We start from the raw sequence: 17,258 nt of genomic DNA, 5'->3' as shown, positions 1-17,258 counted from the left end.
GGGCTTAGACGTCGGAAGAAAAGTCGCCGCGTGCGTGCCGCTCTTGGACCTCGCGCACATACGTGGGGGTTTGGCCGCGCAGCACCAAGACCAGCTCATCGAGCACGGCAATCAGCAGCAGCACCGAGCCGATGGCAAAGCTCAGTTGTGGAATCCACATCGGGATGGGCAACAGGCCTTGTGCGATGTCGTTGAACTCCCAGCTCTCGTAGGTGAACTTGCATGCCCACCAAGCCAGATAGGCCACAGCGACCGACCCCACACACAAAGCGGCAAGTTCCAGGCGCTTGCGCCAGGGCGCAGACACGGCTTCAAGCAACAAGGTCACACGCACAAAGTCGCCATGCTTGAAGGCGTGGGCCATGGCAAAAAATGCGGCTGCGGCACAAAACCAAGACACCACGTCGTTGACGGCGCCTGTGCGCACACTGAACTCACGCAGAATGCTTTGCGCCACCATCAAGACGCAAATCAAGGCAATGAAAAGGGCCCCCAGGGCCCCCGCGGCAAGGTAGAGCCGGTCAAGAAAGCGGCGCATCACTTCTTGCCAGCTTTGGCCGCAGCCGGTGCCGACTTGGCATAGGCCGCAATGATGGCTTCACCATCGGGCCCGGCTTTCTTTTGCCAATCGGCCAGCATGATGCTGCCGACTTGGCGCATGTCCTCCATCAGCTTGGCGCTGGGTGTGACCACCTTCATGCCTTTTTCACCCAAGGCTTTTTTGTAGAAGCCGTCTTTTTCTGCGCTGACCTTCCAACCACGCGCTTCCGCTTCGGCAGCCGTTTTGGTCAAGGCGGCTTGGGTGGCAGGGTCGAGTGCTTCGAACGCCTTCTTGTTCACGATCACGGCGTTTTTGGGCAACCAGGCCTGGGTGTCGTAGAAGTACTTCAAGCTTTCGTAGGTTTTGGTGTCGTAACCGGTGGAGCCCGAGCTCATGTAGCTTTCCACCACCCCGGTGGCCAGGGCTTGCGACAACTCAGCCGCTTGGATGGTGACGGGTTGAGCACCAATCAGCTCGGCAATCTTGGCGGTGGCGGGGCTGTAGGCGCGCCACTTGATGCCCCGCAGGTCGGCCACCGAGTTGATTTCTTTCTTGGCAAAGATGCCTTGCGACGGCCATGCCACGGCAAACAGCAACTTCATGCCTTGGGCACCCAGCAGCTTGTCGAGCACCGGCTTTTGCGCGTCGTACAAACGCTTGGAATCGGCGTAGCTGGTGGCCAAAAACGGAATGCCGTCGGTGCCGTAAATCGGGTTTTCGTTTTCAAAGTTCACCAACAGCACTTCACCAATTTGTGCTTGGCCGCCTTGCACAGCGCGTTTGATTTCATTGGCTTTGAACAGCGACGCGTTGGCGTGCACAGTGATTTTGAGTTTGCCTGCGGTGGCCGTGTCCACGTCTTTGGCGAACTGAATCAAGTTCTCCGAATGGAAGTTGGTGGCGGCATAGGCCGCAGGCAAGTCCCATTTGGTTTGGGCGAAAGCAGAGCCTGCGAACAAGGCCAGGGCGAGAGCGGTGATTGGAAAGCTTCGACGTTGCATGAAAACTCCACATTGAAAAGGGGACCCACCAGGGCGGCATGGCTTGACTATAGCCAGTGTTGTGCTGGAGCTTACCTCAGTGATTTCCCGTATTGTTGACAAATTGTCGGTAATTTGTTGTTTAAATTTCTACAATCACGCATGGCTAAAAAACCCACCCCACCTGCTGCCCATAAGTCGCACATCGTGTCGTCGGCCCATTTGGTGTCGCCTCAAAGTGCCGAGTTGAGCGAGTTCGAATTTGGCCTCATCGTTTCAGGCAATGCCTTTGAGCGCTGGATCGTGCACTGCATGAGCGCGGCTGGCTTGAAAGACCTCACGCCCTTGGATGTGCTGGTGTTGCACCACGTGACCCACCGCGCACGCGACAAACGTTTGGCCGACATTTGTTTCATCATGAATGTGGAAGACACCCACCTCATCAACTACGCACTCAAGAAGTTGCTGGGCTTGGGTGTGGTGGCTGCGCAAAAGAAGGGCAAGGAAGTGACCTACGCCGCCACGCCCGAGGGCCAAGGCTTTGTGCAGCGTTACCGCGAGATCCGAGAAAACTGTTTGATCCAAGTGCTCAAAGCCGACCCAGCCTTGAACAAAGACATTGGTGACCTGGCGCGTCTGCTGCGCGTCTTGTCGGGTATGTACGACCAAGCGGCACGTGCTGCCGCATCGCTTTAATTGTTGAGACTGTGTATGACCTCATTGGCAACCCCTGATCCCCGCTGGCAATTTTGGATTGACCGCGGCGGCACCTTCACCGACATCGTGGCCAAGCGGCCCGATGGCAGCCTGGTGACCCACAAGCTGCTGTCTGAAAACCCCGAGCAATACCGCGACGCCGCCGTGGCGGGCATTCGCCACTTGCTGGGCTTGCAGCCCAGTCAAGTCATCTCGGCAGACCAGGTGGCGTGCGTGAAGATGGGCACCACCGTGGCCACCAATGCGCTGCTGGAGCGCAAAGGCGAGCCCACGTTGTTGGTGACCACCCAAGGCTTCAGAGATGCCTTGCGCATTGCCTACCAAAACCGCCCACGGTTGTTTGACCGCCACATTGTGTTGCCCGAGTTGTTGTACCAAGAGGTCATTGAGGCGCATGAACGCGTGGGCGCCCACGGTGACGTGGTGCAAGCCTTGGACGAAGCGCATTTGCGTGCTGCTCTGCAAGCTGCGTTCGCGCGCGGCCTGCGCAGCGTGGCGGTGGTGTTCATGCACGGGTACCGCTACACCGCACACGAACAAGCAGCGGCCCAACTGGCGCGTGAGGTGGGCTTCACCCAGGTGAGCACTTCGCACGGTACCAGCCCGATGATGAAGTTCGTCAGCCGGGGCGACACCACGGTGGTGGATGCGTATTTGTCGCCCATCTTGCGCCGCTATGTGGACCAAGTGGCCGCCGAGATGCCGGGCGTGAAGCTGTTTTTCATGCAGTCCTCAGGGGGCTTGACCGACGCCCATGTGTTTCAGGGCAAAGACGCGATTTTGTCGGGCCCAGCGGGCGGCATTGTGGGCATGGCCCGCACGGCCGAACTGGCCCATGCGCACGAGGCACCGGGCGATGGCGTGAAGGTGATTGGCTTTGACATGGGCGGCACCTCAACCGATGTGTCCCACTACGCCGGTGAGTTTGAACGCGAGTTTGAAACCCAGGTGGCGGGGGTGCGCATGCGCGCACCCATGATGAGCATCCACACCGTGGCCGCAGGCGGCGGGTCGATTTTGAGCTTTGATGGTGCTCGCTTGCGCGTGGGGCCACAAAGCGCAGGCGCCAACCCGGGGCCAGCCAGTTACCGACGCGGTGGCCCGCTCACCGTGACCGACGCCAATGTGATGCTGGGCAAGGTGCAACCCGCGTACTTTCCGAAAGTGTTTGGCCCCCAGGCCAACGAGCCACTCAACCATGCCGTGGTGGCGCAGCAATTCGAGGCCATGGCGCGTGGCCTGCAACGCACGCCCGAAGCCCTGGCCGAAGGCTTTGTGCACATTGCGGTGCAACAAATGGCCAATGCCATCAAGAAAATTTCGGTGGCACGCGGCTATGACGTGACGCGTTACACCTTGCAGTGCTTTGGCGGTGCGGGTGGGCAACACGCCTGCCTGGTGGCCGACGCCTTGGGCATGACCCGTGTGTTGGTGCATCCCTTGGCCGGTGTGTTGTCGGCCTATGGCATGGGGCTGGCCGATCAAAACGTGATCCGTGAGCAAGCCATCGAGCTGCCCTTGGTGCCGGCCAACATGGCCAGCCTCGCACAGACCTTGGCCACGCTGGAGCAAGCTGCGCAAGCGGAACTGTTGCAGCAGCAAAGTGCCCCAGGCGCGGTGTCGGCGCGACGCAGCGTGCATGTGCGCTACCAAGGCAGTGACTCGGCCTTGCGTGTGCCCATGGGCGAATTGCCCGACATCGTGGCCGCGTTTGAAGCTGCTTACCGCCAGCGCTTTGCATTCTTGATGACGGGCAAAGCCTTGGTGGTGGAGGCCGTGTCGGTGGAGGTGCTGCTGGCGGGGGACGCCCCCAGCGAACAGCGCCATGTGGTGCATCCGGTGCGTGAGGTGCCGCGTCGCGACACGGTGCGCATGTATGCCGACGGGGCCTGGCACGACGCGGCCTTGGTGGTGCGCGAGGACTTGCAGGCGGGTGACGTGGTGGTGGGACCAGCCATCGTGGCCGAGAAAAATGCCACCACCGTGCTGGAGCCAGGTTGGCAAGCGCGCCTGAGTGCGCTGGACCACTTGGTGTTGACGCGGCACGTGGCGCGCAATGTGCGCTACGCCGCAGGCACACAGGTGGACCCGGTGCTGCTGGAGGTGTTCAACAACCTGTTCATGAATATTGCCGAGCAAATGGGTTTGCAACTGCAAAACACCGCGCACTCGGTGAACATCAAAGAGCGGCTCGACTTTTCGTGCGCCTTGTTCGACGCCCATGGCCATCTGATTGCCAACGCACCGCACATGCCTGTGCACCTGGGGTCGATGGGCGAGAGCATCAAAACCGTGATCCGTGAGAACGCTGCCACCATGCAGCCGGGGCATGTGTATGTGCTCAACGACCCCTACCACGGCGGCACCCACTTGCCCGACATCACCGTCATCACTCCGGTGTATCTGGACGATGCGGTGCAGCCGAGTTTTTATGTGGGTTCACGGGGCCACCATGCCGACATTGGCGGCACCACGCCGGGCTCCATGCCACCGTTCTCCACCCGCATTGAAGAAGAGGGCGTGCAGCTCAACAATGTGTTGCTGGTCGAGCGCGGTGTGCTGCGTGAAGCTGAGATGCTGCGCCTGCTGCAAAGCGGCGACTACCCCAGCCGCAACCCGGCGCAAAACATGGCTGACCTGAAGGCCCAAATTGCCGCCAATGAAAAAGGCGTGCAAGAGCTGCGCAAGATGGTGGCGCAGTTTGGCCTGGACGTGGTGCAAGCCTACATGGGCCATGTGCAAGACAACGCCGAAGAGGCGGTGCGCCGCGTGATCACGCGCTTGAAAGACGGGCAATTCACGCTGCCGCTGGACAACGGTGCGCACATTCAGGTGGCGATTCGCGTCAACGGGGCCGAGCGCACGGCAGAGATTGATTTCACGGGTACCTCGGCCCAGCAGCCTAACAACTTCAACGCGCCCACGGCGGTGTGCATGGCCGCTGTGTTGTATGTGTTTCGCAGCTTGGTGGACGACGACATTCCGCTCAATGCGGGGTGCTTGAAGCCGCTTCGTGTGACCATTCCAGCCGGCTCCATGCTCAACCCCAACCCACCGGCTTCGGTGGTGGCAGGCAATGTGGAAACCTCCACCTGCATCACCAACGCCTTGTTTGGCGCGCTTGGGATGATGGCGGGCAGTCAGCCCACCATGAACAACTTCACCTTTGGCAACGCGCAGTACCAGTACTACGAAACCATCTCCGGTGGCAGCGGTGCCGGTCTGGAGACGGACGATGCAGGCCAGGCCGCAGGCGGCTTTGACGGCACGAGCGTGGTGCAAACCCACATGACCAACTCGCGTTTGACCGATCCTGAAATTTTGGAATTCCGTTTCCCCGTGCGCTTGCTGAGTTACGCGATTCGGGAAGGCTCTGGCGGCGCTGGACGTTGGCGTGGGGGCGATGGTGGGGTGCGGCGCATTGCGTTCTTAGAACCCATGACGGCCAGCGTGTTGTCGAACGGTCGCATCCATCCCGCGTTTGGCGCCGCAGGCGGGCACGCCGGTGCGGTGGGCATCAACCGCGTGGTGCGCTCTGATGGACGGGTGGAGGACTTGGGCCACATTGCCCAAGCTGAGATGGCGGTGGGCGATGTGTTTGAAATTCACACGCCAGGGGGCGGGGGCTACGGGGCTGAGGGGTAAGAGCTTGAGTGGCTAGGGGCTTAGGACCGCAGCACCCCGCCTCAGCCACTGCGCAGCATGTGCATCAACGCCACCAACCCAATGGCTTGCGCGCCATGACGCATCGCAAAGCGCTCTGTGCCGGGGTAGACCACGTAGCGCTGCTCGATGTGCAAGTCTGCGCAGGCGATGTCAAAGCCCTTGCTCAAGGTGGGGGCCGTGGAGCGCTTGATTTCAATGGCCATCCAAGGCTGACCGCCACGTTCAATCAACAAATCGATTTCGGCGCCTGCGTGGGTGCGGTAGGTGTAGGGGGTGCAGTTGGGGCTGGCAGCGGCCATCAGGTTGTCGATGCAAAAGCCCTCAAAGCTCAGGCCGCACACGGGGTGCCCGCTCAGGTCGTGCAAACTGCCCAAGCCCAGCAGTGCATGCACCAAGCCGCTGTCGCGTACATAAATTTTGGGTGCTTTGACCAAGCGTTTGCCGACGTTGCCGCTCCAGGGGCGCAGACGTCGCACCAGTTGCAGGTCGACCAGCAAGTCGATGTAGCGGTCTACTGCTGGGCTGCTCACGCCCAGCCCACTGGCCAAACGGCTTTGTTGCAATAGCGCGCCTTGCTGGTGGGCCAACATGGTCCATAGGCGACCCACTGTCTCGGCGGGCAGGCGCGGGGCAAACAGGGGAACATCGCGTTGCAGGTAGCTGCGCACGAAGTCCTCGCGCCAGCGCAGGCTGGCCGCGTCGTTGGCAGCCAACAAGCTGTCGGGGAAACCGCCGCGCAGCCACAGGGTATCCAGATCGTTGGCCGACCACTCCAGCGCGTGAATCGGGCCGATTTCCAGATACGCCACACGTCCCGCCAAGGTTTCGCTGCTTTGTTGCATCAAATCCAGCGACGCCGAGCCCAACAGCAAAAAGTGCCCAAACCGTTGACCGCCGCGACGGCGCTCGTCGATGATGCCGCGCAAGACTTCAAACAAGCCGGGCATGCGATGGATCTCATCCAAGATCACCAGCTTGTCACCCTGGGTACGCAAAAAGGCATCGGCATCTTCCAGCCGCGAACGGTCCGCTGGGCGCTCCAGATCCAGGTAGGTGGCGCCTTTGGGCCAGGTGTCGGCCAGCGCGAGCGCCAAGGTGGTTTTGCCCACTTGACGCGGGCCGAGCAGCACCACCGCCGGGGATTCGTGCAGGCGGTCAGACAGGGTAGAGAGGGCTTGTCGATCTATCATCATTGAAATTTTAACGTGTGACGTTGAAATTTCAATGTTTAATTCGGTTTTATGCCTTGTCAATGCAGTTTTCTGCAAGGCGCTTCGAGGGCTGCCTCAAGGCTTCAAGGCTTGGCCGTTCACCGTGAGCCCTTGGTCTGAGAACTGTTGGGCTTTGACTGGGCCAAAACCTGAGACCCGCTTCATCACATCGCGCCACGATTCAAATGGCTTTTGCGCGCGTGCTTGGAGCACCTTGGCGCTGAGCGCCGGGCCCATGCCGCGCAGGCTGTCGAGTTCGGCGACGTTGGCCTGGTTGATTTCGAGCGCGTGGCAGGTGGCGCATAGCAGCAGGGCGCACAGGCCCAAGGCCGCGCGCCTGCCAAGTGCTGCAAAAAGAGCAAAGGCAGCAAAGGCAGCAAGGTCCGCTTGAAAACGTGTCTGCATGTGGTCTTGGCGTGGGGGGCTGTGGGTCACCTGACGCTGGCCGAGTAAGCCTTCATCCGCACGTGTGACCCAGCCCCGAGTCGATCAAGTGGCCTGGCTTAGCGTGGCCATGTACTGTGTCACGCCGCTTTGCACATCGGCAAAGGCGTGGTCGCAGCCGCTGGCGCGCAAAGCGGTCAAGTCGGCCTGGGTGTAGCACTGGTATTTGCCACGCAGTGCATCGGGGAAGGGCACGTACTCGATCAAGCCCGCTTGGGCTGCGCCTGCCAAGTCAAGCGCGCTGTCGCCTTTGGCTGTGCGCAAGGCGTTGACCACCGACAGCGCCACGTCGTTGAAGGGTTGTGCCCGGCCCGTGCCGAGGTTGAAGATGCCCGATTGGTCGGGGTGGTCGAGGAACCACAGGTTCACGGCCACCACGTCGTCGATGAACACAAAGTCACGCATTTGCCCGCCGCTGGCGTAACCGCCGTACTCACCAAACAATTTCACCCGACCTTCGGTGTTGAACTGGTTGAATTGGTGAAACGCCACACTGGCCATGCGGCCCTTGTGTTGTTCGCGCGGGCCGTAGACGTTGAAGTAGCGAAAGCCCACCACCTGGCGTTTGAACTTTTTGAAGTTGTCACCACACTCGCGGCGCATGCGCTGGTCAAACAGCAACTTGGAGTAGCCGTAGACGTTGAGCGGGCGCTCAAATTCGGGCGTTTCGCGGAAGGTGTCGCTACCACCGTAGGTGGCGGCGGATGAGGCGTAAATCAGGCGTGTGCCCGCCTGCTGGCAACTGTTGAACAAGCCACACGACAAGGTGTAGTTGTTGTCCATCATGTACTTGCCGTCGCTCTCCATGGTGTCGCTGCAAGCGCCCTCGTGGAACACGGCTTCGACCTTGCCAAACGCACCTTCGGCAAACAGTTCGTAGAACACGTCTTTGTCGAGGTAGTCGGCAATTTTCAGGTCCGCCAGGTTGCGGAATTTGTCGCCCTCGGTCAGGTCATCGACCGCGATGATGTTGTCGATGCCGCGGGCATTCAAGCCCCGGATGATGTTGCTGCCAATAAAACCTGCGGCGCCGGTGACGACGATTTTCATGAGGCTTCCTTTACGCGCATCGCGCCAGTGTGTGTGGTCAAAAAATTCACGCGAACAATTCCTCAAAGCTGACCGTGGCTGTGCCAAACTTGCCCACCACAATGCCACCGGCGCGGTTGGCCAGGGGCATGGCCTCGCGCAAGTTCAGGCCGCTGGCCACCAGGGCAGCGAGCGTGGCAATCACCGTATCTCCTGCACCGGTGACGTCAAACACTTCGCGTGCTTGTGCCGACACATGCAGCTCGCCTTGGGCGTCAAACAAGGTCATGCCTTCTTCGCTGCGGGTCAGAAGCAAGGCGTCGAGTTGCAACTCCTCTCGCAGTGCGTGGGCTTTGTGGCGCAAGTCGTCTTCGCTGGTCCATTCGCCAATGACTTGTTGCAGTTCTGCGCGGTTGGGGGTGATGCAGCTGGCCCCGGCGTAGCGCGAGTAGTCGCTGCCTTTGGGGTCAATCAACACGGTTTTGCCTGCTGCGCGGGCGGCGGCAATCATCTGGCTCACGTGGGCCAAGCCGCCTTTGCCGTAATCAGAGAACAACACCACGGCATGCGCGGGTAGCAGCTTGGCAAACAGAGCCGACTGTGATGCCAGTACTTCGGTCTGTGGTGTGTTTTCAAAGTCCACCCGCAGCAACTGTTGCTGGCGACCAATGATGCGCAGCTTGACGGTGGTTTGGAGTTGGGCGTCGCGCCCGAGATGAGGGGCAATGCCAGTCTTGGCCACCAGATCTTCCAGCAAGTGGCTGGCGTCATCGTCGCCCACCACCGACAGCAAGCTGGCATGCGCGCCCAGGCTGACCACGTTGTAAGCCACGTTAGCGCAACCGCCCAGGCGGTTTTCTTCACGGGTGACGCGCACCACGGGCACCGGGGCTTCAGGGCTGATGCGCTCCACCGCGCCATACCAATAGCGGTCTAGCATCACGTCGCCCACCACCAGCACCTGGGCTTGGGTGAGTTGTTCACGGCTCACGGTCATAGTTCCTCCACCCGCCTAGCGGGGTAGCTGTCCCAGGCTTGGCAGCCGGGGCATTGCCAAAAATGTTGGCTGGCTTCAAAACCACAGGCGGCGCAGCGGTAGCGTTGCAGCGGCTTGGCCGCACGCTCCAAGGCACGTTGTACCTGCGGGTGAAATTGGTCATGTTCGAACTTCTCGTGCGCAATCCATTGCGTCGCGGCTACCAATGAGGGCTCACGTTCCAGGTGTTGGGCGTAACGGGCGTTGGTGTGGGCATCGCCTTGTGCGGCACGCAGGCTCACGATGGCGTTGAGCACATCGAGCGAGGCAGTTTGGGCATAGCTGGCTTCGAGCAGGGCCAGCGCCTGGTCGATGCAACCCAAGGTGTGTGCCAAGGCGGCGAGCTTAGGCGCCAACAAAGGCCAAGCTGAGGGCACGTGTTGGGCCAAGGCTTCGAGGGTGGCGTAGGCGTCTTGCGGGCGCTGGCTATCGGCCAAGGCTTGGGCCAGGGCCATGCGTGCGCGTGCTGATTGGGGGGCCACGGCGATGGCGCGCTCGAGCAAGGCCAGCACGTCGTCGCCATGCTGTGCCAGGTCCAGGCTGGCTGCTTGCTCGCACAGGTAATGGGCCAAGCGTCCTTGGAAGCTGCCTTGTCCGCTGTCGCTGAGCTTTTGGGCGATGACCGAGGCCTTGGCCCAGTCGCGTGAACGCTCATAAATGCTCAACAGCGCCAAGTGGGCTTGGGGGGCATGCACCGTACCTTCGAGTTTGTGCAGCGCGTCTTCGGCGCGGTCTAACAGACCTGCCTTGAGGTAGTCGAGGGCAAGTGCGTGTTGGGCACGGTCACGGTCGTTTTGGCTCAGGTCGCCGCGCGACAGCAGATGCTGGTGTACCCGCACCGCACGCTCGTATTCGCCGCGGCGGCGAAACAAATTGCCGAGTGCAAAGTGCAGCTCCGAGGTGTCGGGGTCGTGCTGAACGGCTTCGATGAAGGCATCGATGGCCTGGTCTTGCTGCTCGTTGAGCAAGTGGTTCAAGCCCTTGAAATAGGCCTTGGGGGTTTGTCGGTTTTCCAGTCGCAGCTGGCGCAAGTCCATGCGTGAGGCCAACCAACCCAAACCAAAGGCAATGGGCAGGCCAATGAAAATCCAGGTGAAATCAAATTCCATGGGTGGGGTCTGTCTGTGTGGTGTTGGCGCCGGCTGGCGCTTGCTTGGCCAAGCGACGGTGACGCCACCATCGCGGCACCATGCCGAGCACGCCCACGGCCACGCCCACGACAAAGGCACTCAAGACCACCAGCACCAAAGGCGCTTGCCACGTCGTGCCAAAAAAGAAATGGACCACGGCGTCGTGCTGGTTGTTGAGTGCAAAAGCGAACAGGGTAAAAAAAATGGCTGCTTTCAGTGCTAACTGAAGCAGCCACATGAGGTTTTTCAAGGCGACTCCTCTGTGACGAGGAGAATTTTAGCCCCGCCTCTGGTTAACTTTTGAGTTCTGACTTGGCCAGCAGTTCTTGCGTGCGAGCGTCCACCGCTTCGCGCAGGGCTTTGCCCGGCTTGAAGTGAGGGACGCGCTTTTCCGGAATCGCCACACTCTCGCCGGAACGCGGGTTGCGTCCCATGCGGGGAGGGCGACGGTTGATGGAAAAGCTGCCAAAGCCGCGCAGCTCGATGCGGTGCCCGCGCACCAGGGCGTCGCTCATCGCGTCAAGCAAAGTCTTGACTGCGAATTCGGCGTCGCGGTGCGTGAGCTGGCCAAACCGAGCGGCCAGTTCTTCGACCAAGTCGGAACGGGTCATCAGTTGTTGTTGTCAAGCTTGGCACGCAACAAAGCGCCCAAGCTGGTGGTGCCAGCGTTCTCACGGGCCGACTGTTGCGACAAGGAAGCCATGGCTTCTTGTTGGTCCACAGCGTCTTTGGCTTTGATCGACAACTGGATGTTGCGGGTCTTGCGATCCACGTTCACCACCACGGCTGTGACTTCGTCGCCTTCTTTGAGCACGCTGCGCGCGTCTTCCACGCGGTCACGCGAAATTTCGCTGACGCGCAAGTAGCCGATGATGTCTTCGCCCAGGTCGATCTCAGCGCCCTTGGCATCCACGGTCTTGACCTTGCCTGTGACGGTTTGGCCTTTGTCGTTGACCGACACAAAGGTGGTGAAGGGGTCAGAGTCGAGTTGTTTGATGCCCAAGCTGATGCGCTCGCGGTCCACGTCCACAGCCAAGACCAAGGCCTCGACTTCTTGACCCTTCTTGTATTCGCGCACGGCGTTTTCGCCGGTTTCGTTCCAAGACAGGTCAGACAGGTGCACCAAGCCGTCGATGCCGGCAGCCAAGCCCACGAACACGCCGAAGTCGGTGATCGACTTGATGGGGCCTTTGACGCGGTCGCCACGCTTGGTGTTGAGCGCGAACTCTTGCCAAGGGTTGGCTTTGCACTGCTTCATACCGAGGCTGATGCGGCGCTTGTCTTCGTCGATCTCGAGGACCATGACTTCGACTTCGTCACCCAAAGACACGATCTTGGAAGGTGCCACGTTCTTGTTGGTCCAGTCCATTTCAGACACGTGCACCAAGCCTTCGATGCCGGGTTCGAGTTCCACAAATGCGCCGTAGTCGGCGATGTTGGTGATCTTGCCGAACAAACGGGTGCTTTGTGGGTAGCGGCGGTTGACGCCCATCCAAGGATCGTCGCCCATTTGCTTGAGGCCCAAAGACACGCGGTTTTTCTCGGTGTCGAACTTGAGGATCTTGGCAGTGATTTCTTGACCGGCCGTGACCACTTCAGAGGGGTGACGGACACGACGCCATGCCATGTCGGTGATGTGCAACAGGCCGTCGATGCCGCCCAAGTCCACAAACGCACCGTATTCGGTGATGTTCTTGACCACACCGTGCACGATGGAGCCTTCTTTGAGGGTTTCCATCAGCTTGGCGCGCTCTTCGCCCATCGAAGCTTCCACCACAGCGCGGCGTGACAGCACGACGTTGTTGCGCTTGCGGTCGAGCTTGATGACCTTGAATTCCATGGTCTTGTTCTCGTAGGGAGACAAGTCTTTGATCGGACGGGTGTCGATCAGTGAGCCTGGCAAGAAGGCGCGGATGCCGTTGACCAACACGGTCAGGCCGCCCTTGACTTTGCCGCTGGTGGTACCAGTGACAAATTCGCCAGATTCCAGTGCTTTTTCCAAGCTCATCCACGATGCCAAACGCTTGGCGGTGTCGCGGCTGAGGATGGTGTCGCCGTAGCCGTTTTCAACGCTACCAATGGCCACAGACACGAAGTCGCCAGCTTGGACTTCGAGTTCGCCCTTGTCGTTTTTGAATTCTTCGATTGGCACGTAGGCTTCAGACTTGAGGCCAGCGTTCACAACCACGTGGTTGTGCTCGATGCGGACCACTTCAGCAGTGATCACTTCACCTGTGCGCATTTCGGAGCGCTTCAGGGATTCTTCAAACAGGGCGGCAAAAGATTCAGACATGTAGTTCCTTGTGTCTAACCACGGGAAAGAGGGCAGCACCATTGCTGCGCCACATGGGCCTGCGGTTAGCGGTGGGTTGTGGCGTGAGCCACGGGTTAAGTTGTCGATCCACTCAAGCCAGTGCGCATGTGCCGCGCGAGAGGAGCCGAGTGGGCCAGGGTGCAGCCTAGAAAGGCTGCTTGGCTTTCCACCACGTCAACACCTGATCCACCGAAGCCTCGATGGACAACGCGGAGTTGTCGAGTTGCAAAGCATCTTGTGCTGGTTTCAAGGGCGCCACGCTGCGCGATGAATCGCGGGCGTCACGAGCCTCCAAATCGGCACGAAGACTGTCAAGTGTAGTCGAAAAACCCTTTGAAATCAATTGCTTATGACGGCGCTCGGCACGCTGTGCGGCACTGGCAGTCAAAAACACCTTCAACGGGGCTTGCGGGAAGATCACGGTGCCCATGTCGCGACCGTCGGCGAGCAAGCCGGGCAAGCGTTGGAAGCTGTGTTGCAGTGCCACCAAGGCGGTGCGCACCGCAGGCAGGACAGACACCTTGGAGGCATTCATGCCCGCTTCTTCGGTGCGAATGGCCTCGCTCACATCCTGGTCGCCGAGCCAGACGGTGTCGCCTTCAAAGCGCACGGGCAGGCTGCGGGCCAAGTCGGCAATGGCCGGCTCGTGGGCTGTGTCGAGCACCAAGCCTGCTTGCAGCGCTGCGTAGGCGGTGACGCGGTAGAGGGCGCCCGAGTCGAGGTAGTGGTAGCCCAAGGCCTGTGCCACGCGGCTGGCCAGCGTGCCTTTGCCTGAGGCGGTGGGGCCGTCAATGCAAATCACGGGGATGTGCGTGGTGTTGGCGTGCGCCACCGAGAACAGGGTTTCAAAGTAGTCGGGAAAAGTTTTGGCGACGCACTTGGGGTCTTCGATGCGCACGGGCAGTTGCTTGGCATTGAAGGCGGCGAGCGAGAAGCACATGGCCACCCGGTGGTCGTCGTAGGTGTGGATGCTGGCGCGCTGCCAGTGCCCCTGTGCCGATGTGTTGGCGGATGGGCCGTTGGGCAGCGGGTGGATGCGCAGCCAGTCATCCCCTTCTTCCACCGTGGCGCCGAGTTTGCGGCATTCGGTGGCCATCGCGGCAATGCGGTCGGTTTCTTTGACACGCCAGCTGGCGATGTTGCGCAGGGTGGTGGGGCTGTCGGCGAAGAGCGCCATGACGGCCAGGGTCATGGCGGCATCGGGAATGTGATTGCAGTCCAGTTCAATGCCGTGCAGTGGCCAGGTGCCACGTTGCACCTGCAGCCAGTTGGGGCCGCTGGTGATGTGCGCGCCCATCTGGGTGGCAGCGTCGATGAAGCGGATGTCGCCCTGAATCGAGTCGGCCCCCACGCCCTGGATGCGAATGCCTTCTCCGCTGGCGATGGCGCCGAGTGCAATGAAGTAACTGGCCGACGACGCATCGGCCTCGACGTGGATGCTGCCCGGCGACTGGTAGCGACTGCCCGCAGGAATGGTGAAGCGTTGCCAGCCTACGCGCTCAACGGCGATGCCGTAGCGTGTCAACAAGTTGAGCGTGATGTCGATGTAGGGCTTGCTGATCAGCTCGCCCACCACCTCGATGACGATGGGTTTGTGTTGCGCCGCCAAGGGCAGGGCCATTAACAAAGCGGTCAAGAACTGGCTGGACACATCGCCGCGCACTTGGATGGGCGCATCGAGTTGCAGTGTGGGTTGCCCAATGTGCAGCGGAGGAAAACCTTCTTGGCCCAGGTAGTCAATCTGGCACCCGAGCAAGCGCAGCGCATCAACCAAGTCGCCAATGGGGCGCTCGTGCATGCGTGCCACGCCGGAGAGCGAGAAGTCGCCCCCCAGCACGGCCAAGGCGGCGGTGAGTGGACGCATGGCGGTGCCTGCATTGCCCATGAAGAACGCGACGGGTTCGTGGTGTGCCAGTTGACCACCTAAGCCGGTGATGGTGACGGTGCTGCCTTGCACGTCGACGCCACATTGGAGTTGCCGCAGTGCGTCGAGCATGACGCGGGTGTCGTCCGAGTCGAGCAGGTCGTGGACCACGGTGGTGCCTTGGCACAGGGCCGAGAGCAACAGCACGCGGTTGGAGATGCTTTTGGAGCCCGGCAAAGTCACGGTGCCGGAGGCACCCTGCAAGGGTGGCAAGTCGAGAAAGGCCGTGGAGAACATGGCGAAAAAAGGTAAGACCTGAAGTTTAGGACTCAGAGGTCGTGTTGCACGAGGTGTGGGCTTGCAGTTGCCAGCCAGCGCGTACCTCGCTGGCTTGTTGGATGAGTTGTTGCAAAGCGTGTGTGTTGCCACTTTTCAGCGCAGCTTCGAACTGGTCGAGTGCGGCGCGAAAGTGCGCTGCTTGGGTGAGCACTTCTGCACGGTTGGCGCTCAGAATGTCGCGCCATACGGCCGCATCGCTGGCTGCGATGCGTGAAAAATCTCGAAAACCTGGGCCCGCCATGTCCAAGAACGCTGCCCCCTGAGGCTGCGAGGTGAGGGCATTCACCGCTGCAAAGGCCAACATGTGGGGCAAATGGCTGACGGCGGCAAAGGTGGCGTCGTGGGCCTCGGGTGTCATGGTGCTGACGTGGCTGCCAATGGCGGCCCAGACGTCGTGTGCGGCTTGCAAGCGCGCTAAGCCCGTCTTGGGCAGCGGCGTGAGGATGGTGCGGTGGTTTTGGTACAGGGCCGCTTCGGCGTGCTCAATGCCCGCGACTTCTTTGCCTGCAATCGGATGGGCGGGGACAAAGCAAGCCAGGCGTTCGCCCAAGCCTGCTTGAGCTGCGGCGATCACGTCGCATTTGGTGGAGCCCACGTCCATCAGCAAGGCGTTGGGGGCCAGTGCATCACGCATGGCTTCAAAGCTGGTCTGCATGGCTCCTACGGGCACAGCCAGCAACACCAGGTCGGCGCCTTGCACGGCTTGGGCCACGCTGGTGCAGGCTTGGTCGATGACCTTGAGCGCTACCGCACGCTGGCGGGTGGCGTCCGACGAGCTAAAGCCTGCGATGGTCTGGACCATACCTGCTTCACGCAAGGCCAGGGCAAAGGAGCCGCCCATCAAGCCGCAGCCGATGAGTGCCAGGCGTTGAAATGTCGGCGAACTCATTCGCTGACGGGGTAAGAGCCCAAAACTTTGTAGAAGGCGCACAGGCCTTGCAATTCTTGCAAGGCGGCGGCCACATGGGGCTGAGAGATATGGCCTTGGATGTCGATGTAGAAGTAGTACTCCCACTGGCCCGATTTGGCCGGGCGCGACTCAAAGCGCGTCATGGACACGCCGTTGTTTTTGAGTGGCACCAACAGGTCGTGCACGGCACCTGGGCGGTTGGGCACCGACACCACCAAGCTGGTGCAGTCTTTGCCTGACGCTGGAGGCGTGGCCAAGGTTTGCGGCAGGGTGATGATGGCAAAGCGGGTGCGGTTGTAGGCCTCGTCTTGGATGGCGTGGTGCACGATGTGCAGGCCAAACTGACCCGCGGCACGTTCACTGGCCAAGCCCGCCCAGGCGGGGTTGGTCGCGGCCAGCCGTGCGCCTTCGGCATTGCTGGAGACTGCACGTCGTTCTGCGTTGGGCAGGTGTTGGCTCAGCCAGACCTGGCACTGCGCCAGGGCTTGAGGGTGTGCCATGACCACCTCAATGCCGTCGAGAGAATTGATTTGACGCAACAGGTTATGACGCACCAAGAGGCTGACTTCGCCCACCACATGCACGGGGGAACGCAAGAACAAATCGAGCGAGCGTGCCACCACACCTTCGGTGGAGTTTTCCATCCCGACTACACCGTATTGGGCGGTGCCCGCCGCTGTGGCGTGGAACACCTCGTCAAAGTTGGCGCAGTAAATCAGGTTGGCGGCGCTGCCAAAGAACTCAATGGCGGCTTGCTCGCAGAAGGTGCCTTGTGGGCCCAACACGGCCACGCGTTGCGGGGCTTCAAGGGCCAGACACGCCGACATGATTTCGCGCCAGATCGCCGCGACATGTTGGTTCTTCAGCGGGCCTGGGTTGGCTTGGGTGATTTTGTCGATCACTTGAGCTACGCGGTCTGGACGAAAGAACGGTGAACCTTCGGCGCGTTTGATTTCACCAACTTGTTCGGCCACATGGGCGCGTTGGTTGAGCAGGCTCAGCAGTTGTTTGTCCAGCGCGTCGATTTGCACGCGCAGCTCGCCCAAGGCGTCAGACTGAATAGGTGTTTGGCTCATG

The 17,258-nt window shown here is 60.7% G+C and carries 15 protein-coding genes; 2 read left to right on the top strand and 13 right to left on the bottom strand.

What is annotated here, in order from left to right; genetic code table 11:
• Nucleotides 1-4: 4 nt before the first annotated feature.
• Entirely contained in the window at nucleotides 5-538 is a 534-nt protein-coding gene (locus tag B9Z41_RS10430) for a TRAP transporter small permease (RefSeq protein ID WP_100147007.1), read from the bottom strand.
• Nucleotides 538-1,542, bottom strand: coding sequence for a TRAP transporter substrate-binding protein (locus tag B9Z41_RS10425; RefSeq protein ID WP_100147006.1), 1,005 nt, complete (start codon nucleotides 1,540-1,542; stop codon nucleotides 538-540). Before B9Z41_RS10425 ends, B9Z41_RS10430 begins: the two co-directional genes overlap by 1 nt.
• A gap of 141 nt (nucleotides 1,543-1,683) precedes the next feature.
• On the opposite strand from B9Z41_RS10425, the gene B9Z41_RS10420 reads away from it, so the two are divergent.
• Both B9Z41_RS10420 and B9Z41_RS10415 read left to right on the top strand, forming a co-directional pair.
• Nucleotides 1,684-2,217, top strand: coding sequence for a winged helix DNA-binding protein (locus B9Z41_RS10420; RefSeq protein WP_100147005.1), 534 nt, complete (start codon nucleotides 1,684-1,686; stop codon nucleotides 2,215-2,217).
• A gap of 15 nt (nucleotides 2,218-2,232) precedes the next feature.
• Nucleotides 2,233-5,883 carry a hydantoinase B/oxoprolinase family protein gene (locus tag B9Z41_RS10415; RefSeq protein WP_100147004.1) on the top strand — a complete coding sequence of 1,217 codons (3,651 nt, stop codon included), beginning with the start codon at nucleotides 2,233-2,235 and terminating at the stop codon, nucleotides 5,881-5,883.
• Nucleotides 5,884-5,924: 41 nt separating this feature from the next.
• On the opposite strand, the gene B9Z41_RS10410 is transcribed toward B9Z41_RS10415, so the two are convergent.
• From B9Z41_RS10410 to pheA, 11 genes are all read right to left on the bottom strand, one after another.
• Nucleotides 5,925-7,097 carry an ATP-binding protein gene (locus B9Z41_RS10410; protein ID WP_100147003.1) on the bottom strand — a complete coding sequence of 391 codons (1,173 nt, stop codon included), beginning with the start codon at nucleotides 7,095-7,097 and terminating at the stop codon, nucleotides 5,925-5,927.
• Between the two features lie 93 nt (nucleotides 7,098-7,190).
• Nucleotides 7,191-7,520, bottom strand: a complete 330-nt coding sequence (locus tag B9Z41_RS10405; protein WP_100147091.1) for a DUF655 domain-containing protein — start codon at nucleotides 7,518-7,520, stop codon at nucleotides 7,191-7,193.
• A gap of 84 nt (nucleotides 7,521-7,604) precedes the next feature.
• Nucleotides 7,605-8,609 carry an ADP-glyceromanno-heptose 6-epimerase gene (gene rfaD, locus B9Z41_RS10400; RefSeq protein WP_100147002.1) on the bottom strand — a complete coding sequence of 335 codons (1,005 nt, stop codon included), beginning with the start codon at nucleotides 8,607-8,609 and terminating at the stop codon, nucleotides 7,605-7,607.
• A gap of 46 nt (nucleotides 8,610-8,655) precedes the next feature.
• Nucleotides 8,656-9,585, bottom strand: a complete 930-nt coding sequence (rfaE1, locus tag B9Z41_RS10395; protein WP_100147001.1) for a D-glycero-beta-D-manno-heptose-7-phosphate kinase — start codon at nucleotides 9,583-9,585, stop codon at nucleotides 8,656-8,658.
• Nucleotides 9,582-10,733: a lipopolysaccharide assembly protein LapB gene (gene lapB, locus B9Z41_RS10390; RefSeq protein WP_100147000.1), complete on the bottom strand. Its 1,152-nt coding sequence runs from the start codon at nucleotides 10,731-10,733 to the stop codon at nucleotides 9,582-9,584. Before lapB ends, rfaE1 begins: the two co-directional genes overlap by 4 nt.
• A complete protein-coding gene (locus tag B9Z41_RS10385; RefSeq protein WP_100146999.1) occupies nucleotides 10,723-11,004 on the bottom strand; it encodes a lipopolysaccharide assembly LapA domain-containing protein in 282 nt (93 codons plus the stop codon). Before B9Z41_RS10385 ends, lapB begins: the two co-directional genes overlap by 11 nt.
• Nucleotides 11,005-11,047: 43 nt before the next feature.
• Entirely contained in the window at nucleotides 11,048-11,365 is a 318-nt protein-coding gene (locus B9Z41_RS10380) for an integration host factor subunit beta (protein ID WP_100146998.1), read from the bottom strand.
• The gene (gene rpsA / locus B9Z41_RS10375; RefSeq protein WP_100146997.1) at nucleotides 11,365-13,047 is read right to left on the bottom strand and encodes a 30S ribosomal protein S1; all 1,683 of its coding nucleotides are present in this window, start codon (nucleotides 13,045-13,047) and stop codon (nucleotides 11,365-11,367) included. The genes B9Z41_RS10380 and rpsA overlap by 1 nt, the downstream gene beginning before the upstream one ends.
• Before the next feature lie 166 nt (nucleotides 13,048-13,213).
• Nucleotides 13,214-15,229, bottom strand: coding sequence for a bifunctional 3-phosphoshikimate 1-carboxyvinyltransferase/cytidylate kinase (locus B9Z41_RS10370; RefSeq protein ID WP_100146996.1), 2,016 nt, complete (start codon nucleotides 15,227-15,229; stop codon nucleotides 13,214-13,216).
• A 25-nt stretch (nucleotides 15,230-15,254) separates the two neighbouring features.
• A complete protein-coding gene (locus B9Z41_RS10365; protein WP_100146995.1) occupies nucleotides 15,255-16,160 on the bottom strand; it encodes a prephenate dehydrogenase/arogenate dehydrogenase family protein in 906 nt (301 codons plus the stop codon).
• Nucleotides 16,157-17,257: a prephenate dehydratase gene (pheA, locus tag B9Z41_RS10360; RefSeq protein ID WP_100147090.1), complete on the bottom strand. Its 1,101-nt coding sequence runs from the start codon at nucleotides 17,255-17,257 to the stop codon at nucleotides 16,157-16,159. Before pheA ends, B9Z41_RS10365 begins: the two co-directional genes overlap by 4 nt.
• Nucleotide 17,258 lies beyond the last annotated feature (1 nt).

It is taken from the genome of Limnohabitans sp. JirII-31, assembly GCF_002778315.1.
In the GTDB taxonomy this organism is placed as follows: Bacteria; Pseudomonadota; Gammaproteobacteria; order Burkholderiales; family Burkholderiaceae_C; genus Limnohabitans.
Note: the sequence above shows the minus strand (reverse complement) of the source record. Positions and strands in the feature narration are given on the sequence as shown.